At 71.4% G+C, this 22,178-nt stretch carries 21 protein-coding genes; 8 read left to right on the forward strand and 13 right to left on the reverse strand.

From position 1 onward, the window contains the following. Positions 1-8 precede the first annotated feature (8 nt). From RM445_RS08960 to RM445_RS08970, 3 genes are all read left to right on the forward strand, one after another. The gene (locus RM445_RS08960; RefSeq protein ID WP_311555666.1) at positions 9-902 is read left to right on the forward strand and encodes a glycoside hydrolase family 16 protein; all 894 of its coding nucleotides are present in this window, start codon (positions 9-11) and stop codon (positions 900-902) included. Between the two features lie 148 nt (positions 903-1,050). Next, on the forward strand, positions 1,051-1,308 hold the full coding sequence (locus RM445_RS08965) for a DUF2530 domain-containing protein (protein ID WP_311555667.1): 258 nt from the start codon (positions 1,051-1,053) through the stop codon (positions 1,306-1,308). Between the two features lie 9 nt (positions 1,309-1,317). Then, positions 1,318-2,058 (forward strand): SDR family NAD(P)-dependent oxidoreductase, encoded by a 741-nt coding sequence (locus RM445_RS08970; protein WP_311555668.1) that lies wholly within the window; start codon positions 1,318-1,320, stop codon positions 2,056-2,058. An 18-nt stretch (positions 2,059-2,076) separates the two neighbouring features. Here the strand turns inward: RM445_RS08970 and RM445_RS08975 are convergent, their stop codons facing one another. The 3 genes from RM445_RS08975 to RM445_RS08985 all read right to left on the reverse strand — a co-directional run bounded on the left by RM445_RS08975 (position 2,077) and on the right by RM445_RS08985 (position 4,646). Continuing rightward, on the reverse strand, positions 2,077-2,298 hold the full coding sequence (locus RM445_RS08975; RefSeq protein WP_311555669.1) for a hypothetical protein: 222 nt from the start codon (positions 2,296-2,298) through the stop codon (positions 2,077-2,079). A 42-nt stretch (positions 2,299-2,340) separates the two neighbouring features. After that, entirely contained in the window at positions 2,341-3,513 is a 1,173-nt protein-coding gene (locus RM445_RS08980; RefSeq protein WP_311555670.1) for a L,D-transpeptidase, read from the reverse strand. A gap of 80 nt (positions 3,514-3,593) precedes the next feature. Beyond that, the gene (locus RM445_RS08985; protein ID WP_311555671.1) at positions 3,594-4,646 is read right to left on the reverse strand and encodes a UDP-N-acetylmuramate dehydrogenase; all 1,053 of its coding nucleotides are present in this window, start codon (positions 4,644-4,646) and stop codon (positions 3,594-3,596) included. Positions 4,647-4,660: 14 nt separating this feature from the next. On the opposite strand from RM445_RS08985, the gene RM445_RS08990 reads away from it, so the two are divergent. Next, entirely contained in the window at positions 4,661-5,161 is a 501-nt protein-coding gene (locus tag RM445_RS08990) for a DUF2505 domain-containing protein (RefSeq protein WP_311555672.1), read from the forward strand. A 20-nt stretch (positions 5,162-5,181) separates the two neighbouring features. Further along, a complete protein-coding gene (purU, locus tag RM445_RS08995; RefSeq protein WP_311555673.1) occupies positions 5,182-6,054 on the forward strand; it encodes a formyltetrahydrofolate deformylase in 873 nt (290 codons plus the stop codon). 97 nt (positions 6,055-6,151) lie between these two features. Here purU and RM445_RS09000 read toward each other — a convergent pair whose 3' ends face one another. The 10 genes from RM445_RS09000 to RM445_RS09045 form a co-directional block, all read right to left on the reverse strand. Next, a complete protein-coding gene (locus tag RM445_RS09000) occupies positions 6,152-7,546 on the reverse strand; it encodes an FAD-binding oxidoreductase (RefSeq protein ID WP_311555674.1) in 1,395 nt (464 codons plus the stop codon). Between the two features lie 205 nt (positions 7,547-7,751). Continuing rightward, the gene (gene lon, locus RM445_RS09005) at positions 7,752-10,061 is read right to left on the reverse strand and encodes an endopeptidase La (protein ID WP_311555675.1); all 2,310 of its coding nucleotides are present in this window, start codon (positions 10,059-10,061) and stop codon (positions 7,752-7,754) included. Positions 10,062-10,137: 76 nt separating this feature from the next. Beyond that, complete coding sequence (locus tag RM445_RS09010) at positions 10,138-10,707, reverse strand: YbaK/EbsC family protein (protein WP_311555759.1); 570 nt, start codon at positions 10,705-10,707, stop codon at positions 10,138-10,140. A gap of 2 nt (positions 10,708-10,709) precedes the next feature. Next, a complete protein-coding gene (locus RM445_RS09015) occupies positions 10,710-11,072 on the reverse strand; it encodes a DUF2516 family protein (RefSeq protein WP_311555676.1) in 363 nt (120 codons plus the stop codon). Positions 11,073-11,136: 64 nt separating this feature from the next. Continuing rightward, positions 11,137-11,817, reverse strand: a complete 681-nt coding sequence (locus RM445_RS09020; protein WP_311555677.1) for a hypothetical protein — start codon at positions 11,815-11,817, stop codon at positions 11,137-11,139. A gap of 5 nt (positions 11,818-11,822) precedes the next feature. Next, complete coding sequence (locus RM445_RS09025; protein WP_311555760.1) at positions 11,823-12,215, reverse strand: helix-turn-helix domain-containing protein; 393 nt, start codon at positions 12,213-12,215, stop codon at positions 11,823-11,825. An 84-nt stretch (positions 12,216-12,299) separates the two neighbouring features. After that, positions 12,300-13,556 carry a DUF445 domain-containing protein gene (locus tag RM445_RS09030; protein ID WP_397469257.1) on the reverse strand — a complete coding sequence of 419 codons (1,257 nt, stop codon included), beginning with the start codon at positions 13,554-13,556 and terminating at the stop codon, positions 12,300-12,302. 292 nt (positions 13,557-13,848) lie between these two features. Then, entirely contained in the window at positions 13,849-14,343 is a 495-nt protein-coding gene (locus RM445_RS09035) for a bifunctional DNA primase/polymerase (RefSeq protein WP_311555678.1), read from the reverse strand. 396 nt (positions 14,344-14,739) lie between these two features. Next, on the reverse strand, positions 14,740-14,943 hold the full coding sequence (locus RM445_RS09040) for a cold-shock protein (protein ID WP_311555679.1): 204 nt from the start codon (positions 14,941-14,943) through the stop codon (positions 14,740-14,742). A gap of 253 nt (positions 14,944-15,196) precedes the next feature. Further along, positions 15,197-16,522, reverse strand: coding sequence for a GGDEF domain-containing protein (locus RM445_RS09045; RefSeq protein WP_311555680.1), 1,326 nt, complete (start codon positions 16,520-16,522; stop codon positions 15,197-15,199). Positions 16,523-17,492: 970 nt separating this feature from the next. On the opposite strand from RM445_RS09045, the gene RM445_RS09050 reads away from it, so the two are divergent. From RM445_RS09050 to RM445_RS09060, 3 genes are read left to right on the forward strand one after another with little or no spacing between them, the layout of a single operon-like run. Beyond that, positions 17,493-18,389 (forward strand): Rossmann-fold NAD(P)-binding domain-containing protein, encoded by an 897-nt coding sequence (locus RM445_RS09050; protein WP_311555681.1) that lies wholly within the window; start codon positions 17,493-17,495, stop codon positions 18,387-18,389. After that, positions 18,386-19,951 carry a glycosyltransferase gene (locus RM445_RS09055; protein WP_311555682.1) on the forward strand — a complete coding sequence of 522 codons (1,566 nt, stop codon included), beginning with the start codon at positions 18,386-18,388 and terminating at the stop codon, positions 19,949-19,951. The genes RM445_RS09050 and RM445_RS09055 overlap by 4 nt, the downstream gene beginning before the upstream one ends. Continuing rightward, positions 19,948-22,173 carry a right-handed parallel beta-helix repeat-containing protein gene (locus RM445_RS09060; protein ID WP_311555683.1) on the forward strand — a complete coding sequence of 742 codons (2,226 nt, stop codon included), beginning with the start codon at positions 19,948-19,950 and terminating at the stop codon, positions 22,171-22,173. The genes RM445_RS09055 and RM445_RS09060 overlap by 4 nt, the downstream gene beginning before the upstream one ends. The last annotated feature ends 5 nt before the right edge of the window (positions 22,174-22,178 follow it).

A 22,178-nucleotide genomic window follows, 5' to 3' on the forward strand; every position in this document is an offset into this window, starting at 1 on the left:
TCGTCCCGGTGTCCGATCTCCACGAGCGCGCCGCCGTCCCGGAAGGTCCCCCCGGGAGACCACGCCGTCGCCGGGTCGCGCTCCTCGTCCTGGCCTGCATCGCCATCGCCGCTCTCGTCTCCGTGCTGGTCGTCTCCCTGCGCGGCGGCACGAGCAGCTCGGGCAGCGGTGGCAGCACGTCGTCCGCCGGGAGCAGCAACCAGTCGAAGTCGGGCACCGAGCTGGACCCCTCGCAGCGGCTCGACACCGAGGCCGCAGTCCGCAACGGCTGGACGCTGAGCGCGCACGACGAGTTCGACGGCGACAAGCTCGACGAGAAGATCTGGTCGCCCTACAAGGGCCGCACCACCGACGACGTGGGGCAGCACGACCCGGACAACCTCAGCGTCTCCGACGGCACGTTGAAGCTCACCAGCCGCGGCGACACCTCGGCCGGGATGGCCTGGGACGACGGGCAGAAGTACGGCCGCTGGGAGGCGCGGGTCCGGTCCCAGCAGGGCACCGGCTACGGACCGGTCCTGCTGCTCTGGCCGGACTCCGAAGACTGGCCCGAAGACGGTGAGATCGACATCATGGAGATCCCGAAGGGCGACCGGACGAGGGCGCACTTCACGTTGCACTGGAGCGAAGACAACAAGCAGGACAGCAAGACGATGACCGGCGACTTCACCCAGTGGCACATCTTCGCGGTCGAGTGGACACCCGACCACATCGCCGGCTACCTGGACGGCGTCGAGGTCTACCGCAACGAGGACAAGGACGCGAACCCGCCGGGGCCGATGCACTTCGCCATGCAGCAGGACATCGGGCCCTACGGGGACGACTGGATCCCGGCCCCCGACGACTCGACGCCGGAGACGTGCACCTTCGAGGTCGACTGGGTGCGCATCTACGCCGCCTGAGGAGTTCCCCCGTCAACACGTCGGGCCCTGCCGATCGGCAGGGCCCGACGTGTTCCCGAACTGACGCGCCGCTCCCACCACGAAGCGACGAGATGAGGTTAGCCTAACTTCTCCTCAGGGCGCAAGCCTCGCCCGTTACCCTGGTTCCGTGCCCGAATCCCCGCCGCCACTGCCTCCGCGGTTCACCGATGTGCACACCGTCGTCGGCGTCGGATCCGCGCTGTGGCTGCTCGGCGCACTGGCGCTTCTCGTCGCTCATCTGGTCGCGGGCCGGCCCTTCGATGTCTGGTTCGTGACCTGCGTCTGCGGCATGGTGCTCGGCGGGCTCGGCATCGGCATCTTCTCCTGGCAGCGCGCCGCCGTGCGGCGGGGCAGCCGCACGGCGCAGGAGGGTGTGGATCTCTAAGCTCGGCGGATGACCGACCGTCCTGTCGCCGTCGTCACCGGAGCCAGCTCCGGCATCGGTGCCACCACCGCCCGCGCTCTCGCGGCGGCCGGCTTCGCCGTCGTCCTGGGCGCGCGCCGGGTGGACCGTTGCGCCCACATCGCCGCGGAGATCGACGGCATCGCCGTCCGGCTCGACGTCACCGACCAGGAGTCGGTCGACGCCTTCGCCGCCGCCGTCCCCGACTGCCGCCTTCTGGTGAACAACGCGGGCGGGGCGCACGGCCTCGAGCCGGTCGCCGAGGCCGACGTCGAGGCGTGGCGCTGGATGTTCGAGACGAACGTGCTCGGCACGCTGCGCATGACCAAGGCGCTGCTCCCGGCGCTGGTCGCCTCCGGCGACGGGCACGTCGTCACCGTCACCTCCGTCGCCGCGACCGAGGTCTACGACAACGGCGCGGGCTACTGCGGCGCGAAGCACGCCCAGTCGGCGCTGCACCGGACCCTGCGCGGAGAGCTGCTCGGGCAGCCCGTACGGCTCACCGAGGTGCTGCCCGGCCTCGTCGAGACGGACTTCTCCCTGGTCCGCTTCGACGGCGACGCGGAGAAGGCGGCGAAGGTCTACCGCGGCCTGACGCCCCTGAGCGCGGACGACGTCGCGGAGGTGATCGCTTTCGCCGCGACCCGCCCACCGCACGTCAACCTCGACCAGATCGTGGTCAAGGCCCGAGACCAGGCCACCGCGACCCGGACGTACCGCCGCGACACCTAGCGCCGGACCGTCCGGAGCTCAGACGCCCTCGTCGGACGGCCGGTGCTCGTCCGCCGCGTCGCCGGGTGCGTTCCCCTCGGCCGCCTCGGCGATGCGCTCCTCGGAGTCGCGCAGGATCTCCTCGGCCTCCGCCCGCCGGTCGCCGACGTCGCCGGCCGCGACCTCCTCGGGCAGCGGTTCGGCCCGCGTCCCGGCCAGCTCGTCGAGATCGGGACGGGGACCGTCGTCAGGCGTGGTCATGACCGGCCCGTACCCGCAGGAGCCGCCGGGCAAGCCCGACCGCTACAGGGCCGAGAGCCCGGTCCACTGGTCCCAGGAGAGCGTCCAGTCCCAGATGTCGCCGTCGCGTGCCGAGAGCTTGACCGGCGTGCCGGTGACCTCCACCGGGTCGCCGTAGATCGCGGTGTCGTAGTAGGCCTTGGCGTTGTCGGTCGAGAGATTGATGCAGCCGTGCGTGACGTTGCTCGACCCCTGGACGCCCGTCGTGTCCGGGTTCGCGTGGATGAACTCGCCGTTGTTGCTCATCCGCACGGCCCACTTCTCGACCAGGTCGTAGTCGAACTGCTCGCTGACCATCCGCTTGTCGGTGAACTTCTCGCTCACCACGTGGACACCGGAGCGCGTGTTCCGGTCAGGGTCGCTGGCCAGGCCGTAGCTGGCGGGATAGTTCGCGACCTGCTTCCCGCCGCGCATGACGATCAGCCGGTGGCTGTTGGCGTCCGCCTTGACGATCTGCGAGCGCCCGATGGTGAAGCTGCTCGAGATGTCGGTCCGGCCGTAGACGCCGCCCCCGTAGTCGACGCCGAAGAGCTTGGCGCTGACCTTCACCTTGGTGTTCGCGGGCCAGTACTCCTTGGTGCGGTAGTGGATGCGCGAGCCGCCGTTCTCGTCGGGCAGCCAACCCCAGGCACCCTCGACCGGCGTGGAGGTCTCGACGGTCAGGGCGCGCTCGACGGCCGCCCGGTCGTCGACGTGTCCGTCGAACTGGATCTGGATCGGCGCGGCGACGCCGACCGTGCGGTCGTCGCCGATGTTCAGGACGCCCCGCAGCTGCCGTGTGGGGGCGACGGTGTCGAAGGTGCCCTGCAGCGGCGCCGCGTTGCCGTCTTCGCCGGTGGCGGTGCCCGACCACGTGTAGTGCACCCCGTAGGTCAGGCGCCCCGACGCGGTCCAGCTCGTCCGGTCGTCCGCCAGCGTGCCCTCGACGGTCTTGCCCTGGGCGTCACGCAGAGCGACGTCGTTCAGAGTGCCGTTCGCGACGCGGACCGACACGGGAGCAGTCGGGTTGACGCCCGTCGCCCCGGCGGCCGGGTCGTAGGTGAACGCTGCTGCGGGCTTCGGTGGCGGTGCGGCGACCAGCGTCGACGACCGGGTGGCGAACGTGACGGCGCCGATTCCGACAGCAAGCAGAGCGACCACGACGACCGCGAGGATGACCCCGGTCCTCCTCTGCATGACAACTCCCCCCGAGAGTCACCTCGTGTAGACAGCACCCGGACGGCGCAAGCGGACCCCCGAGCCAGGCTACGCGGCCACTACAGAGCGCAGCCAACGAGTACGGGTTCGGGGGCCAAGCTCACTCCGAATCGTGACCGCACGCCGTCGCGCACCTGCCCGGCGAGCCTGAGGACGTCGGCAGCCGTTCCACCACCGCGGTTGCTCAGTGCGAGCACGTGCTTGCCGGACAGCGCCACCCGCCCGCCGGGCGCCGGATACCCGCGGCCGAAGCCGGCATTCTCGATCAGCCACGCCGCCGGGAGCTTCACCCGGTCGTGATCGGCGGGCCAGCGGGGCAGGCCGGGGACGTCCGGGACGTCCGCCGTGGGGACGATCGGGTTCGTGAAGAACGAGCCGACGCTCCAGGTGTCGTGGTCCGCGGCGTCGAGCACCATCCCCTTGCCGCGGCGCAGACCGAGCACCGCGGCGCGGGCGGCGGGCGCGGGCACGGTCGCGCCCGGTGTGACACCCAGCACCCGAGCCAGCTCGGGATAGCGGATCGGGGCGCTCGTGCCGTCCGGGCGGAGGCGGAACCGCACCCGCAGCACCACCGCGTCGTCGCGGTGCTTGAGCACGCTCGCGCGGTACCCGAGCCCGAGCTCGGCGGCCGGCACGTGCGGACGGACCTCGCCGGTGCGCCGGTCGTAGAGGTCGACGTCGACGAGCAGGTCCGCGATCTCGACGCCGTAGGCGCCCACGTTCTGCACGGGGGTGGCGCCGGTACTGCCCGGGATGCCGGAGAGGCACTCCAACCCGCCGAGCCCGGCTCCGACGGTGGCGGCGACCAGTGCGTCCCAGTCCTCCCCCGCCTCCACGGTGACGAGCGCACCACCGTCGGGCAGTGGCTCGACGGTGTGCCCGGAACTGCGGACCAGCAGTGCGACGCCGGGCACGCCCTCGTCCGCGATCACGACGTTCGAGCCGCCCCCGAGCAGCAGCAGCGGCTCACCTGCAGCATCCGCCGCGCGCACCACCTCGACGATCTCTGCGGCGGACCGGGCCTCGACCAGCCGGTCCGCCGGACCCCCGACCCTCAACGTGGTGTGCGGCGCGAGTGCGCGGGTCAGAACGGGTGACGGCACGGCTCCCAAAGTAGCCTGCCGCCATGGCGCGTTCGATCGACTACCGGTCCACCATGGCGTTCCCGGCCGAGAAGGTCTTCGCGGCCATGACGGACGCCGAGTACCTGCGGGCCAGGCTCCGCGAGCTGGGCGGGCCCGGTTCGGAGCTTCTGGAGCACGAGGCGACCCCCGAGGGCGCCCGCTACCGGCTCAAGCAGGGGCTCGCCGAGTCCGACCTGCCGCCGGTCGTCGGGAAGGTGATGAACGGCGACCTGGCCATCGAGCGCACCGAGACGCTGCGCCGGAACGCCGCGGGCAGCTACGCGGGCGACGTCGACGTGAAGATCGGCAATGCGCCCGCCTCCGCAGCCGGGACGATGACGCTTGCCGACGCGCCGGACGGCAGCCTCTTCGAGGTGCACGCCGACGTGAACGTCCGGGTCCCGCTGATCGGCGGCAAGATCGAGGAGATCGTGGCCGAGCAGGTGCGCAGGCTCCTCGAGGCCGAGACCGCGTTCACGATCCGCTGGCTGGGGTCCCACTAGCGTCCTGGGAGAATGGGACGGTGCCCAGCGAGCGCCGTTACGTCATCACCCTGACCTGTCCAGACACCACGGGCATCGTCGCCCGCATCGCCGGGTTCCTCGCCGGGGCGGGGGGCTGGATCGTCGAGGCCGGATACCACTCCGACGTCGACAGCGGCTGGTTCTTCACGCGCCAGGTGGTGCGTGCGGACTCGCTGCCGTTCGAGGTGGACGAGCTGCGGCGCCGCTTCGCCGAGGTGGCTGCGGAGCTGGGCGGGCAGGCGACGTGGACCGTGACCGACACGGGAGTGCCGAAGCGGGCGGTGCTGCTGGTCAGCAAGGAGATGCACTGCCTGCACGACCTGCTGGGCCGGGTCGCGGCGGGCGAGCTGCCCGTCAAGCTGGAGGCTGTGATCGGCAACCACGACGCTCTGGAAGGGGTGGTGCGGGCGCACGGCGTGGAGTTCCACCACGTGCCGTTCCCCGCGGGCCCCGACGGCAAGGCCGCTGCCTTCGCGGAGATGGGGCAGATGGTCGACAAGTACCAGCCGGACGCCGTGGTGCTCGCCCGGTTCATGCAGATCCTCCCGCCGTGGTTGTGCGAGCGCTGGGCCGGCCGCGCGCTCAACATCCACCACAGCTTCCTGCCCTCGTTCGTCGGCGCCCGGCCCTACCACCAGGCGCACGCCCGCGGGGTGAAGCTGATCGGCGCCACGTGCCACTACGTGACGGCGGACCTGGACGCGGGCCCGATCGTGGAGCAGGACGTGATTCGGGTGGACCACGGCGACACCGTGGCCGACATGGTGCGGCGCGGCCGCGACATCGAACGCCTCGTCCTGGCCCGCGGCCTGCGCTGGCACCTCGAGGACCGGGTGCTGGTGCACGGCAACAAGACGGTCGTCTTCCGCTAGTTCGTTCGCCGCTCGGTATGGAGCGAAAGCGGCGTTCGGTACGTTCAGTGAACCGAAAGCCGCTTTCGCTCCATCCGGTCGCGCGAGGCGGGGCGGGTCAGGCTGGCGGGATGTTGGCGTTGTGCCGGAAGACGTTGGTCGGGTCGTACTGCGCCTTGATCTTCCGGAGCCTGTCGAACTTCGCGGCGCCGTAGGTGTTGCGCAGGCTGTCGCCCTCGAACTCGGCGTTCAGATTGACGTACCCGCCGTCGTGCGCGGCGGCGGGCCGGAGGGCGTGCCACGTGTCACGGACCCACCGGCGGCCCTGGACGAAGCTCTCCGCGTCGCCGGCCTTGCACTCGACCGCGACCACGTACCGCAGCGATCGGCTCCCGCCGAACGCCGTCGCGTCGTCAGGGAGGTCGGCGATGGCCTCGCCCATCGGGGCGATCAGCACCTCGGTGTGCCCCGAGCGGCGGGCAGACAGCCGCTCGGCGAGTGCGTCGATCGCGGCGTCCGGCAGCACGTCGAGGTAGAGGCCCTTCGTGTACGAGCGCGTTCCCCAGGGGTTCCCCTCGTCGAGCATCTGCTGCAGGGCGACATACGGCATGGGAGTCACGACGTCGAACAGCGGCTGCAGCACGTCGCGAGCCGCCGCGACGGCGGCCGCGTGCTCCTCCGGGTCGCCGAAACCGACGAGGATCAGCGTGACCACCGGCGCGAAGTGGTGCTCGACGGGAACGAACGGGGCGGGTGGTGCCGCGGCGCAGACGATCGCCGGCGTGACCGTGCGGCCGAGGCCGGCGGCGAGGTCGCGGGCGGCGCGCAACGCGTCGGCCGCCCGTTCCTGCTCGACGGCCAGCATCGCGAACTGGACGATCGGCCCCAGCTCGTGCAGCCGGAACTCGAACTCGGTGACGACGCCGAAGTTGCCGCCTCCGCCGCGCAGCGCCCAGAAAAGATCGGGATGCTCGTCCGCGCTCGCCCGTACAGAGCGGCCGTCGGCCAGCACGACCTGCGCCGACTCCAGATTGTCGATCGTGAACCCGTGCATTCGGCTGAACCAGCCCCAGCCGCCGCCCAGCGTCAGGCCGCCGACGCCGGTGTGGCTGACCGTGCCCGCCGGTACGGCGAGCCCGTGCTCCTGGGTGGCGGCGTCGAGCTCGCCGAGCGTCGCGCCACCCCCCACCCGGGCACGACGGGCCTCCGGGTCGACGACGACGTGGCGGATCGGGCTGAGGTCGATCATCACACCGCCCTCGGGTACCGCGGCACCCCAGTACCCGTGTCCGCCACCGCGTACGGCGACCTCGAGCCCGGAGTCCTGGGCGTACCGCAGCGCGGCGGCGACGTCGTCCGGTCCGGTGCACCGCACGATGACGGCGGGCCGCCGGTCGATGTCGCCGTTCCACACCGACCGGGCCTCGTCGTACCCCCCGTCGCCCGGCAGCAGCACCGCGCCGTTCACCGCCGCTCGCAGCGTGGTGACGTCCCTGGCGATGGTCTGCGTCATGAGCTCCCCCTCGAACTGGTCAGACGACGCTAGGCCGCCACTCGTGACCGAATCGGGAGTGCTCGCCGGTGCATCGGCGGTGGTGCCAGACCCCCCGAGGGCGGGAGCTACCCGCACCCGTCGGGCACGCCTCCGATGAAGCGAAAGCGGCGTTCGGTGCGTTGAGTGCACCGAACGCCGCTTTCGCTACGTCATCTGCAGGCGGTCAGGCGGCCTGCGCCACCACCGACGCCGGCTCCAGCGCCAGCTCCAGCACCTCGGCGACGTCCGCCACCGGGTGCACCCGCAGCTCGCGGCGCACCGACTCGGGCAGGTCGTCCAGGTCGGGCTCGTTGCGCTTCGGGATGATCACATCCGTCAGCCCCGCCCGGTGCGCGGCCAGCAGCTTCTGCTTGACCCCGCCGATCGGGAGGACCCGGCCCTGCAGCGTGACCTCACCGGTCATGCCGACCGTCGACCGCACGGGGCGTCCCGACGCGAGCGACGCGAGCGCCGTCGTCATCGTGATGCCCGCGCTCGGCCCGTCCTTCGGGACCGCGCCCGCAGGGACGTGCACGTGCAGCTTCTTGCTCGCCAGGTCGCCGGCGAGACCCTTCGACCGCAGGTACGAGAGCGCGATCGAGACGGACTCCTTCATGACGTCGCCCAGCTGCCCCGTCAGGGTCAGGCCCGGGTCGCCGTCCATGGCCGTGGCCTCGATGAAGAGCACGTCACCACCGGCACCGGTCACGGCCAGTCCCGTCGCCACGCCCGGCACCGCCGTGCGCTCCGCCGACTCCGGCGTGAACCTCGGCCGGCCCAGGAACTTGACCAGTGTGTCGGCGTCGATGTGCACCGGCGCCTCGGTACCCGAGTCGAGCGCCACGGTCACCTTGCGCAGGACCTTCGCCAAGCCCCGCTCCAGCTGCCGCACCCCCGCCTCGCGGGTGTACTCAGCGGCGATCATACCGAGGGCCACCTCGGAGAACTCGACGTCCGAGGTCTCCAGGCCGGCCTTCTCGATCTGCCGGGGCAGCAGGTGGTCGCGCGCGATGGCGATCTTCTCCGCCTCGGTGTAGCCGTCGAGCGCCACCCACTCCATGCGGTCGGCCAGCGGCCCCGGGATGGCCTCGCCGACGTTGGCCGTCGCGAGGAACAGCACGTCGCTCAGGTCGAGGTCGACCTCGAGATAGTGGTCGCGGAACGTGTGGTTCTGCGCCGGGTCGAGCACCTCGAGCAGCGCCGCGGTGGGGTCGCCGCGGAAGTCCGAACCGACCTTGTCGATCTCGTCCAGCAGCACGACCGGGTTCATCGAGCCGGCCTCGCGGATGGCGCGGACGATCCGGCCGGGCAGCGCGCCGACGTAGGTGCGCCGGTGCCCGCGGATCTCGGCCTCGTCGCGCACGCCGCCGAGGGCGACGCGGACGAACTTGCGGCCCAGCGCGTGGGCCACGGACTCACCCAGCGACGTCTTGCCGACGCCGGGCGGCCCGACCAGGGCCATCACCGCGCCGGACCCGCGGCCGCCGACCGTCGCCAGGCCGCGGCGGTTGCGCCGGGCCCGGACGGCCAGGAACTCGATCAGCCGCTCCTTGACGTCGTCCAGCCCCGCGTGGTCCGCGTCGAGCACCGAGCGGGCGGCGACGAGGTCGTCGTTGTCGTCGGTGCGGACGTTCCACGGGATGTCGAGGACCGTGTCGAGCCAGGTGCGGATCCAGCCCGCCTCCGGGTTCTGGTCCGAGCTGCGCTCGAGCTTGTCGACCTCCTTGAGGGCGGCCTTCAACACGTGCTCGGGCAGGTCGGCGGCCTCGACGCGGGCGCGGTAGTCGTCCGTGCCCTCCGGCTCGCCTTCACCCAGCTCCTTGCGGATGGCCGCGAGCTGCTGGCGCAGCAGGAACTCCCGCTGCTGCTTCTCCATGCCCTCGCGGACGTCCTTGCCGATCTTCTCGCTGATCTCCTGCTCGGCGACGTGCTCCTTCGTCCACTCGAGCAGCTGCTCGAGCCTGCGCTGCACGTCGGTCTCGGCGAGCAGCTGCGCCTTCTGCACGTCGTCGAAGTAGGACGCCCAGCCGGCGAGGTCGGCCAGCGCGCCCGGGTCGGTCGTCTGCTCGACGGAGTCGATCACCTGCCACGCGTTCCGCTGCTGCAGGATCGACACGACGAGCGCCTTGTACTCCTTCGCCAGCTCGAGCACACGCCCGGTCGGCGCGGGGTCGGTGACCTTCTCGGCCTCCACCCACAGGGCCGCACCCGGCCCGGTCACGCCGGACCCGATCCGGGCCCGGACCTCGCCGCGGACGACGGCGGCCTTCTCGCCACTCGGGAGCCTGCCGACCTGCTCGAGGACGGCGACGGTGCCGACGGCGGCGTAGCGGCCGTCGAGACGGGGAACGACGAGGATCTTGCGGTCGACGCTGGATGCGGCGTCGACAGCCGCTTGGATCTCCGGCTCGTCGAGCCGGACGGGAACCACCATGCCGGGCAGCAGCACCGAGTCGGTGAGCGGAAGCACCGGCAGCTTCAGCGTCTCTGTCATAACCTGCCGAACGCTTACAGCGTTGAAGTCATTCCGCGAAGTTGAGTCGCACCCGCTCAGCTCACAGCGAACGGGATCAGGCCGGACGGGCCAGTCCCTCGACGACCTCGGCCCCGGGCAGCGCCGCCAGTAGCGCTCCGGGCAACGCCAGTTTCGACGCCCGCAGCCCGCTCCCGACCACGACGGCCGGCGCGTCCGCCACCGCGGCGTCGACCAGCAGCAGCCAGCCGTCGGGCAGGCCGAGCGGAGTGATCCCGCCGTACTCCATGCCCGTCAGGGCCACCGCGTCGTCCATCGGGGCGAACGACGCCTTGCGCGCGTCCAGCCGCCGCCGCACGACACCGTTGACGTCCGCCCGGGTGGTCGCCAGCACCAGACAGGCGGCGTAGCGCACGGCCTCGCCGCGGCGGCCCGCGACGACGACGCAGTTCGCGGCGCCGTCCATCGCGGAGCCGTACTCGGCGCAGAAGGCGGCGGTGTCGGCGAGCGCAGGATCGATCTCCGCGACGCCGACCCTGGCGGCGTCCGCCGGGTCGAGGGCCTTGAGCGCGGCCGCGACCGGGGCCGCGAGCAGGTCGGGGCGCTCCGGAGCCGGCTCGGGACGCAGGGTCCCGAGTACGGACCAGGCAGCCCGCTCGGGAAATATGGCTACCAGCGCTGGTCCCCCCGCTGCACCCCGACGACCGCCGGGCGCACGTCGACCAGGTAGACGAGCGTCGCGACCACGCCGGCCAGCCAAAACAGGGTCATGCTGCTGCGCGGACCCTGGAACGACAGCACGAGCCCGGAGAACGTGGGGTTCGCCAGCAGCCCGAACAGCGGGATGAGCAGCAGGAACAGCGCCGAGGCGCCGGTGATGCCGAGCCAGGCGTTCTTCGTCAGGCGGCCGACCGCCTGGAACGCCTCCCCCCGCTGCCGCAGCGCGTGGACGAAGGCGTAGCCGGAGACGGCCGCGGCCACCACACCGATGGCGCACAGCACCAGCCGGTCCAGGATGTAGAACACGTCCACCCGCCAAGACTACGTCCCTGGCCCGACCGCCGTCATCCCCCGCCGCGCGGCGAGCCGTCGCCACTCACTCCGACGACGGGTGGCCGGTGGTCCGCTTGGGCCCCGTCGTGCGACCGGCAGCCTTGGCCGTACCCGTGGTCTTCCGCGTGGCCGATGCGGCCTCGCCGCCGGCGTCCTCGATGACCTCGGCCGTCGCGGTGCCCGCGTCCTCGACGACGTCCGCCGTGGCCGCGCTGGCGTCCACGACCGCGTCGGCGGCGCGCCCGGAGAAGCGCTGCCCCGCCTTGGCGACCTTGTCGCCGGTGACCCCGGCCTGCCGGCTCGCGGCCGCCAGCGCCCGGCTCGCCGCCTCCTGCGCCTCGTCGACACGGGCGATCGCCTGGCGGACCTGCGGCTGCTCGCGCAGCTTGCCCAAGGTCTCCTCGCCGCGGCCGGCGAACTGTGCGTACGCGCGCTCGACCTGCGTCCGGTAGGTCTCCAGTGCGCGGCGGAGCTCGTCGCCGGAGAAGCGGGCACGCAGGCCCTCGAGCTCGGTGGGCAGTTCGGCGGCGCGGTGCTGCACGGTCTCGCGCCGGTTCGTGGCGGCGGCGAACGCGTCGGAGAACGCCTTGGCGACGGCAGCCACGGCGGCGTCGCCTGCGCCGAGCGCCGCGAGCAGCGGTGTCGGGCGGTGTTCGGCGGAAGCCCCGTTCGCCGTGTCCGTGACGGTGGGCGCGTCGCCGGGTTCGGGTGCGGAGAAGGCCATGTGGATCACTCCGGATCGTCGGCGCCGGTGTTCTCCCGGCGGAAGGACTGGTAGACCTCGAGCAGCACGTGTCTCTGCCGCTCGGTGAGGTGGGGGTCGGCGAGGACGGCGTCCGTGACGGCGCCCGCCGGGCGTTGCTCGAGGATCCCGGCCCGCACGTAGAGGGCCTCGGCGGAGATCCGCAACGCACGGGCGATCTGCTGCAGGATCTCCGCGGACGGCGTGCGCAGCCCGCGCTCGATCTGGCTCAGGTACGGGTTGCTCACCCCCGCCGTGCGCGCGAGCTGGCGCAGCGAGACCTTCGCGTGCTCCCGCTGGGTGCGGATGTAGGCGCCGATGTCGTCGACGGCCTGCCCGACGGCGCCGCCGACCGGACCACCTGCCCGCTCGCCCGGCATGTCCCGGTCGTCTGCCGTCCCCACGCAACCGACGTTACGCCTGAGTGCTAGCTCCTGCAAGCGCCCTGCTTGCAGGCGGGATGGCTACACCGCGCCGAACGCTAACTGCGAGACCGTGTAGATCACCAACCCCGCCAGCGCGCCCACCACCGTGCCGTTGATCCGGATGAACTGCAGGTCGCGACCCACCTGGAGCTCCACCTTGCGCGAGGTCTCCTCGGCGTCCCACCGCGAGACCGTGTCCGTGATCAGGGTGGTGATCTCCCGGCGGTAGTGCCGCACGACGTAGCCCGCCGCGCCCACCAGCCAGCCGTCGATCTTGCCGCGCAGCTCGGCGTCCGAACTCAGCCGCCTGCCGAGCGCCAGCAACCCGTCGCGCACCCGCAGCCGCAGCGCCGACGAGGGGTCCGCCGCGGCGTCGAGGACGAGGTTCTTGACCGTCGTCCACGCCTGACCGATGAACCGCTGGACCTCGGGGTGCTCGACGACCTGGAACTTGATCCGCTCGACCCGCTCGATCGTGTCGCGGTCGCGCTGCAGGTCGCCGGCGAACTCGACCAGGAACGTGTCGATCGCCTTGCGCAACGGATGCTCCGGGTCGGTCTTCACCCCCCAGGCGAACGTCTGCACCTCGAGGAACACCCGGTCCGCGATGATCCCGTCGACGAAGCGGGGCGACCAGGTGGGCGCTCGCTTCTCGACGATCCGCAGCACGGTCGTGTGGTTCGCGGTCACCCAGTCGTAGGCCTTGTCGCAGACGAGGTCGACGAGCCGGTGGTGCGCGCCGTCGGCCAGGATCCCCTCCAGCACCGCGCCCAGCGGCGGCCCGGCCGGGCGTTCGAGCAACTTGCGGACGAGGACCTGGTCGATGACCTCCTGCACGTCCTCGTCGCGCAGCACGGTGACGACGCCCTTCGCGGCGGTCGCGAGCTCGGCGGTGACGCGATCGGCGTTGGGCACCTGGCCGATCCACTCACCCACGCGCCGCGCGACCTCGATGCGCCCGAGCTTGTCGCGCACCACGTCTTCGGCCAGGAAGTTCTCGCCCACGAAGTCGCCGAGGCTGTCGCCGATCTGGTCCTTCTTGCGGGGGATGATCGCGGTGTGCGGGATCGGCAGACCCAACGGGTGCCGGAAGAGGGCGGTGACGGCGAACCAGTCGGCCAGTGCGCCGACCATCGCGGCCTCCGCCATGGCGCGGATGTAGCCCACCCAGCCGGGCGCCCCGACGGCCTCGCCCCAGCGGGCGAGCAGGAACACCACCGTCGCGCCCAGCAGGAGCCCGGTGGCCAGCATCTTCATCCGCCGCAGGTCGCGTGCCTTGTCGGCGGGTCCGCCCACGCCCAGCCCGACCTCGACGGCGACGCGTCGCGACCGCGGTCCCGGAGGGATTGGGGGCGAGGTGCCCGCGGATGGAGCGGACGCCGGTGATGTCTGCACGAATCCATAGTGCCGCGTCGCGCGGGGAGCTGGCTCTGGCCGGGGCCGGTGTCCTCTGACAACCGGCCCCGGCCGAGAAGGTGGGTGCGGCTGCGCGGCGAGGGAGAAGTGCCCCCTCGGGCGCCGCACCGATTGGCGCATCCGGTGGCTCCCGGCGCGGACCGACGGTCCGCGGCACCGGGAACGAGCCGGGCTACGTGCGAGCGGCGACCGCTGCGGGGAGGCGGTCGTGCTCGTGCACCTCTGCTGTTGCGGCGACCACCGCCGCGACGATCGGACCGACCGGTGACGGACGGTAGCCGGAGAGCGCGGGGGCGACCCGCCAGTGGACCCATCCGTCAGGGGTCTCCGACGGCGGGGCGAGGACGACGGCGCCCGCCGTGCGCAGGACGACGTCGGCGCGATCGGCCAGCGCGGCGGGAAGCGCGCCGCCCGTCGTCACCGGGAACCACCAGCGGCCCGTGGGCGTCGCGGCGACCGGCACGGCCATCCCGGCAGCCCGCAGCTGCGCGCAGACGAGCCGACCGACGGCGGCGGGCACCTCCAGGACGTCGAGCGACGTGCCCGTGGCCAGCAGCAGCCCCGCGGGGACGGCCTCCACGACCGGCCAACCGTGGTCCGTGTACTCCCGGGCAGCTGCACGCAGCTCGGCACCGTAGACGGTCCGGTAGCTGTCCCAGCGCAACATCACCGACTCCTCACCCGCGCCCCCATGACGGTTGCGCGTTTCGTTCCTCTCAACGTCGAGGATGCACGTCCCGCTACGGAACGGGGAGTGGGTAGCGATGACCGTACGTGACGACGAGATGAGCGGGTGCTCTGCGTCACGTGCCGGTCACGACCCGATCGGAGGACCGACGAACGGCAGGGCGACCGGTCCGCGACCACAGATCGACGGGCGGGCGGCAGGATGGACGTCGACGAACGCCGCCGACGGCCCGGAGGTGCGACCGGTGGTCGCCCGGGGAGCACTGTTCCCCCGGCCGACGGACGCACGGGGCCGGAAAACGCCGGTGCCGGCGACCCGTGGAGGGTCGCCGGCACCAGTTCCGGCCGATGGCCGGTTGCAGTCGTCGGTCAGACGTCAGATGGGCCGGACCGTGTCGGCCTGCGGTCCCTTCGCGCCCTGGCTCGCCTCGAAGGCGACGCGCTGGTTCTCCTCGAGGGTGCGGAACCCGTCGCTCTGAATGGCCGAGTAGTGGACGAAGACGTCCGGGCCGTTGTCGTCAGTCGCGATGAAGCCGAAGCCCTTCTCGGCGTTGAACCACTTGACGGTGCCCTGCGGCATACCTGATCTCCCACATGTGAAGCGGATCCGACCGGCACCGTGCCGGCCGGTGGCTGCGCGGACACCGCGAGGAGAAGGACCTTCACACCGTGGAGTCCACTGTCATGAGCCCTGCCGATCGGCGTCGTCGGACGGTCCGGGCCGGAAGGGCTCGCTCTCCACGGTCGCGTGGCGGGCGACGAGGAAATACGACTGCAACCGGCGCAGAATCTATCACGCCAAGATCCACGGCCCGTCCGGGTCGGCCCTTGTTTCAGTGGCGCGGGGACGGCCGCGGAGCCGGTTCGGCGCTCTCGCCGAGCGGCCGCTTCGCCGGCGAGGCGCAGCTGCCGTCGCCGTCCGCCCACCGCTGCGGGAGCTGCTGCGTGGCGTGCACGTGCAACCCCATCCGGACGGCGTTGCGGCCGGACCGCTTGGCGGCGTACAGAGCCGAATCGGCGACCTCGAGCAGGCCGTCGAGGTCCGCCGCGTCGTCGGGGAACGACGCGCCGCCGACCGACACGCTGAGGTCGCCCACGGTCAGGGCCCCGTCCGCGGTGGCGACCTCCACGCCGAGTGCGTCGACACGACGGCGGATCCGGTCCGCGACGGCTTCCAGCTCGACCCGGTCGTAGCCGGCTCCGTCGTGCCCGGGAAGCATGATCACGAACTCCTCGCCGCCGAACCGTCCGACGAGGTCGTTGTCGCGCACCTCCGCGCGGAGGGCCTCGGCCACCGACATGAGCACCCGGTCGCCCGCCAGGTGGCCGTGCCGGTCGTTCACGAGCTTGAAGTGGTCGAGATCCAGGATGAGGACGGCGGCGCCTCCCTGGTTGCGCTGCGCCCGCTGCAGCACCCGATGGGCGCGGTCCTGCCAGGCGGCGGCGTTGAGCAGGCCGGTCTTGCCGTCGATGCTCGCGACCTCCTGGAAGTGCCGCACGAGAACGGCACGGTGCAGGACGACGAGTGGTGGCAGCACCAGCAGTGCGTGCAGCGGGCTCGTCGACGAGATCGCCCCGGCGGCGAGCGCGCCCATCGACAGCGTCGCGAGTTCGAGGACGACCTCGTCGCCGTGGCCGAGCAGCTGGCGGAACGTGCGCTCGGGGGCGCTGAGGACGACGGCGCCGACGACGAGGCACGTGTTCACGGCGGTGTAGCAGAGCAGCGCCGTGACGATGGCGGCCAGACCCGACCCCGAGCCGAACACGTCCGAGTTGTCGACGTAGGCCACGGCCCCCGCGGCCGCGTGCACCGCCAGCACGACGGTTGCGGTGGTGAAGAGCCAGCGGTAGGCCGGGTTCCGCGTGGGTCGCCACACCCGGAGATAGAGGTGGAGGTAGATCACGATGACGGTGAGGGTCGCCAGCAGGGGCGGCAGCAGCAACGCGGCGGCGAACGTCCACACCGAGCTCAGGTCGACGTGCGGGCTCGGCGTGACCCGCCGGCGCATCCGCTCGACCCGGAGCGCGATCTCTGTGTGCAGGACACCGGCCACCGCGAGCGCCGCGAGAACGGTGGCGCCGTGCCCGGTCAGCCGCCCGGCACCACGTACGACGTCGGTGACGAACAGGACGACGGCCAGCAACTCGACGACGAGCACTGAGCTGAGCAGGCGGGCAGGCAGTGCCCATACCCCCCACCGAGTGACCCGGAACGGGCTATGCGGTGACAGTTGCGCACCCCCGTACCTCTAGGACCGCTCGGCCGTTCATCCTCGGCTCGTCTCCTCGGTCAGCGGATCGTAACCGCGCGCCGACGCTGGTGTCACCAGTGACGGGAGGCGCAGGAGCGCAGTGGGGACCCGTGAGCACGAGCCCGCCTGACGCACCGGCCAGGAAGGAGGCGGCGATGCGCAACTGGAACTGGTGACCGCCGAGTCTGGAGAACCCGAACGACGCGGAAGGAACAGCCGTGCGCAACTGGAACTGGTGACCTCGGGCGACCACGAGCACCGACGGCCGCGGAATGGTGCCCGCCGTGCACATCTCACGCCGGTGACGGTGCCATCACGATCGGCGGTGTCATCCCATCGGGGATGTTGCGCGCGGCCAGGATCGAGCGAGAGAGAGACGACGGTTCCGCGGCGCGGGTCCTGTCGGGCGCCCGAGAACGCGGGTCGACCAGCGGGAAGTAACGCCGGACAACCGGGCGACGAGTTCGGTCGAGGTTGCACGAGAGTTGCCTGCGGTGCGCCGATCGGATTATTTCGAGCGACGAACGGTCGACTGCGCGCGAAATGCGGTCGCGACATGTGTGGAGCAGAAATATCGAAGACCGAAATAACTCAATCATAATCTGTGATCTGCATCACATTTGACGTAACTGAGTGTTGAAGCGTTCGTTGCCCTCTGTGGACAAGTCTCGGGGGCTGCGTCCGTCCACAACGCTCTGACCTGCACATCCCTTCACGAGGCGTGTACAGATACGTACCACTGGATCACTCTGGGTCACCGACCCCCTGCGTAACAGCCCCCCGGACGGCTCCGAAAAGCTGGCGAAGGACCTCACCGGTTCACTCCGTTTGAAGGGGAAGGGGCATACCACCCATGCAGTCGTCGAGGATCTTCATCGTGGGTTCGGGCGTCGTGGGGACCGCCACCGGAGAGGGGTTCCTCGCCGCCGGACACGAGGTCACCTTCGTCGACATCTCGGCGTCCCGCATTCGTGAGCTGCAGTCGCGCGGCCACGACGTGCGGACGGAGTTGGACCTGAGCGGCGAGTCCGACTCCTTCATCTTCCTGACGCTGCCGACGCCGCACGCGGGCTACGAGTACGACCTCCGCGCTTTCTCCGCCGGCAGCACGGCGGTCGGCAAGGCCCTCAAGGCTTCGCCCGCACGTCACACTGTGGTCGTGCGCTCCACCGTTCCGCCCGGCACCACCGAGGGCCTTGTCAAGAACCTCCTGGAGGAGAACTCCGGAATGGTCGCCGGCGAGGGCTTCGCGCTCGCCTCGAACCCCGAGTTCCTCCGCGCCGTTTCCGCGGCCGAGGACTTCCGGAACCCCTGGATGACGGTCATCGCCAGCCGCGACCCGCAGACCGTCGAGCGCCTGCGCCTGCTGCTCTCCCCGTTCGGCGGCGACATGCGCACCTTCAGCAACCCGGCCGAGGCCGAGTTCGTGAAGTGCTCCCACAACATCTTCAACGCGGCGAAGATCAGCTTCTGGAACGAGATGTGGCTGGTCGCCCGCGAGATCGGTCTCGACCTCGACCCGATCGCGGCGACGGTCGCGAAGTCCGCCGAGGGTTCGATCAACCCGCAGTACGGCATCCGCGGCGGCGCCCCCTACGGCGGGGTCTGCCTGCCCAAGGACACCTGCGGCTTCCTCGGCTTCGCCGACGGCGTCGGGGTGGACATGCCGCTGCTGCGGGCCGTCGTCCAGGTCAACGAGCACCTGGAGAAGGTGGTCAGCAACGAGGTCGAGGCCGCCGCCGAGCAGGCGGTCCCGAACACCGATCGCGCATGACGTTACCTCTCTATTACTACGTGCTGGGCACGCCTCTGGGCGTGCTCGGCCTGTTCCGCTGGGCGTGCTGGCTGATCCGGCGCGTCCCGGCGGTGCTCTACAAGCCCGTCGTGAACGGCTACCGCACGTCCATGAGCATCGCGGTGCCGGTCTACCAGGAAGACCCGATCATCTTCGAGACGGCGATCCAGTCATGGCTCGCCAACAACGTCGAAGAGGTCATCCTCGTCATCGACGCGTCGGACAAGGTCTGCCAGGAGATCGCCTCCCGGTACCCGGTGACGGTCGTGATCACGGACGTCCCGGGCAAGCGCGACGCCCTGGTCAAGGGCTGGAACGCGGCGTCGACCGAGCTGGTCGCACTGGTCGACTCCGACACCATCTGGGCGCCCGACGTGGCGGCCGAGGTGTGCAAGCCGTTCGCGGACCCCCGCATGGGCGGCGTCGGCACGCGGCAGAGCGTGTACGGCAGCACGGGCCTGCTGTCCCGGCTGACCGACATGTTCCTCGACCACCGCTACTTCGACGAGAACGCCAGCCAGAGCTTTCTCGGCAAGGCCGTGTCCTGCCTCTCCGGACGCACCGCGGTGTACCGCCGCTCCGTGCTGATGCAGATCCAGCAGGAGTTCATGGGCGAGACGTTCTGGGGCGTGCCCTGCCTGTCGGGCGACGACAAGCGCCTCACAACGCTCACCCTGGAGCACGGCTACCTGACCTACATGCAGCGCACCGCGCAGGTCTGGTCGACGTTCCCGGACAGCCCGCGGGTGTTCCGCAAGCAGCGGCTGCGCTGGGCGCGCAACACCTGGCGGTCGGACCTGCGGGCACTGTCGCGCCGCTGGGTCTGGAGCCACCCGTTCCTCGCCTACACCATGGTCGACAAGGCGCTGAGCGGCTTCACGGTGCTGCTGGGTCCGATCTTCATGGCCATCGCCCTGATCAGCCAGAACTGGATCTTCGCCGCGGTGCTCGCGCTGTGGTGGCAGATCAGCCGGTCGGCGAAGCTGCTGCCGCACCTGTACCGGCGACCCTCGTCGTTCTTCTTCATCCCGGCCTACGTCGTGTTCTCGTGGGTCATGGCGATCATCAAGCTGCACGCCCTGGTGACGATCCGCAAGCAGCGGTGGCTCACCCGCCAGGTCGCCGTCGAGAACGGCGAGGTCGTGCGCACCGAAGGGGCCGCCGACGACGCCGCGGAGAACGCGGCTCTGGCGGACCCGCTGACCGAACCGCTCAAGCAGCCGCAGCCGGTCGGGTACGGCGCCTCCCCCGTCGCACTCACCGAGCCGGTCGCCACGGCCGCCATGGTCGGGACCCCGGGCGGTGCAGCGTCGCTCCCCACGGCGCCCGTCCGGACGGAGCACCCTCGGCCGCACCCCCAGCCGCACCCCCAGCCGCACCCGCACGCCCAGCCACAGCCGGGGCCGCGACCGTCTCCGCGACCGCACCCGGGCGCGCATTCGGCGTCACCGGCGCCGCACTCCCCGCAACCCGCTCCGCGTCCGCAGCCCAACCCGCGCCCCCAGCCGAACCGGAGGGCGCAGCCAGGAGTACCCGCATGAGCAGCTCCACGAGCAGGCACTGGATGCGCAGGCTTCTCGCCGGCGCCACAGTCGCGACGCTGGTGGGAATCGCCGCACCGGTCGGAGCCGCCGAGGCCGCAGAGGCGGCACCGGCGGCTCTGCTGTTGGCGCAGACCGGCACCGGTGACGCCGGCGGCGCGGGCAGCACCGGTGGTGGTGCCGGCGACGCCGGAGGCGGCTCGGGCTCCGGCGGAGGCGGCACCGGCGGTGGTGCCGGTGGCGGTGGCACCGGCGGAGGTGGAGCCGCAGGCGGCGGGGCCGCAGGCGGCGGGGCGGCAGGCGGCGGCAACGCCGCGGGTCAGGCCGCAGCCGAGGCAGCCGCACAGCAGCAGGCCGCTGCCGCCGAGGCGCGCGAGGCCGCCCAGGAGCGGGCCGAAGCCGCCAGTAAGGCCGCCAAGGAGAAGGCGCAGGCCGAGAAGGACGCCGCCGAGGCGGCACGCAAGGCCGCCGAAGCACAGCGCAAAGCCGCCGAGCGGGCCGCGAAGGCTGCGGCGCAGGCCGCTGCCGCGGCGGCGAAGGCCCGCGAGACGTGGGACCGGCGCGGACGGCCGAAGAAGCTGATCATCGTGCGGCCGTCGGGCATCGACGCGATCACCAACGGCAGCCTCACCAAGCGCACCCCGCGGTCGGGATCGGTGACGCTGCAGGCGCTGAGCCGGATCGTGCCCAACTCGTTCCTGACCATCGACGGCGACACCGCGAAGCTGAACTCCGCAGTGGTCCTGACCCCGCAGACGACACTCGACATCAGCGGCATCAAGACGCTGACGCTCGGCGGCGGCGACTCCCCGACCGAGGCCGCGTTCCTCTACACCGGCAGCGGTCGGATCCTCGTCGACGGCGTCACCGTGACGTCGGCGAACAAGGACGGCCAGCCGCTGGCGATGAACTCGCAGGGCCGTCCGTACATCGTCGTCTCCTCCCGGGGGCGTTTCGAGGCCACCGACTCCACGCTGAGCGACCTCGGCGTGCAGCCCACCGGCACGGACAAGGGCGATCCCGGCATCTCCTTCAACACCGACTCCACCGGGGCACTGGTGCGCACGCAGCTGCTGCGCAACACCACCGGGGTGGAGCTGTCGAAGTCCAAGAACATCAAGCTCGAGGGCGTCACCGCGACCGAGTCGTGGTCGGACGGGTTCCTCCTGCAGGGCGACGTGGGCACGACGCTCACGGACGTCAAGGCCGAGCGTAACGGGGGCAACGGCGTCGCCGTCACCGGCGAGAGCTCGGGCCGGGAGATCCACAACATCACCACCACCGGCAACCACTCGTACGGAGTGGCCGTGGTCGGCCAGACCAGGCTGCAGGTCAACAACATCAACGCGACCGGCGACGGCGCGGGCGGGCTCCGGGTCAACCGGTGCACCGACTGCGTCGTGCGCGACGTCACGACCGAAGACCAGCCGATCGGGCTGTACATGCACGTGAACACCACCAACGCGACCCTGCAGAACCTGCAGATGACCGGCGGACGGCGCGGGATCGTGGTGGAGAAGACCACCAAGGGCGCGACGATCAGCAGCACGACGGTCGACGGCGCCCGGGTGGCCGGGATCGCGATCGGCGGCCACGACGTCACGCTGGACGGCGTCTCCGTGAGCGACTCGCGCACAGGCGTCCGCGTCGAGCGCGGTGCGGGCAACATCGTGGCGAACGCGCTGAAGCTCAGCGGAGGCCAGGACGGCCTGGTGACCACTGCCGGCACCACCGGAGTGGTCATCAAGGACATGCGGGCCGACGGGGTCGAGAACGACGCGGTCCGCAACTTCTCCCCCGGCGCGCAGATTCTCGGTGGCCAGATCAACGGTGGCCTCACCGGGATCGACGCCGAGGCGGCGACCACGATCACCGGGGTGTCGGTGAGCCTCTCCAACGAGGGCATCCGCGCCCGGACGTCGGAGCCCGTCACGGTGGACGACGTCACCGTGGACGCGGTGACCGTCGGGATGAACGTCGCCGTCGGCACGCCCGTCGTCCTGACGAACTCGCGGGTGCACGCCCTCGAGGCGGTCCGCGGCCAGTTGGAGCCGACCGGCACGGGCAACGACCTGAGCCTGCCGGCGATCAACCTGCTCGGTGCGATCGGCGTGCCGCTGATCATCCTGGCGCTGGTGCTCGAGGCATTGCACTCACTGCGCCAGCGCCGCTACGGCGGAGGCAACCGGCACCTGCCGCCGTCCCTGCCGGCGACCGCCTGAGGAAC

Origin of the sequence: Pseudonocardia charpentierae (assembly GCF_031845345.1) — a bacterium.
GTDB lineage: Bacteria > Actinomycetota > Actinomycetes > Mycobacteriales > Pseudonocardiaceae > Pseudonocardia > Pseudonocardia charpentierae.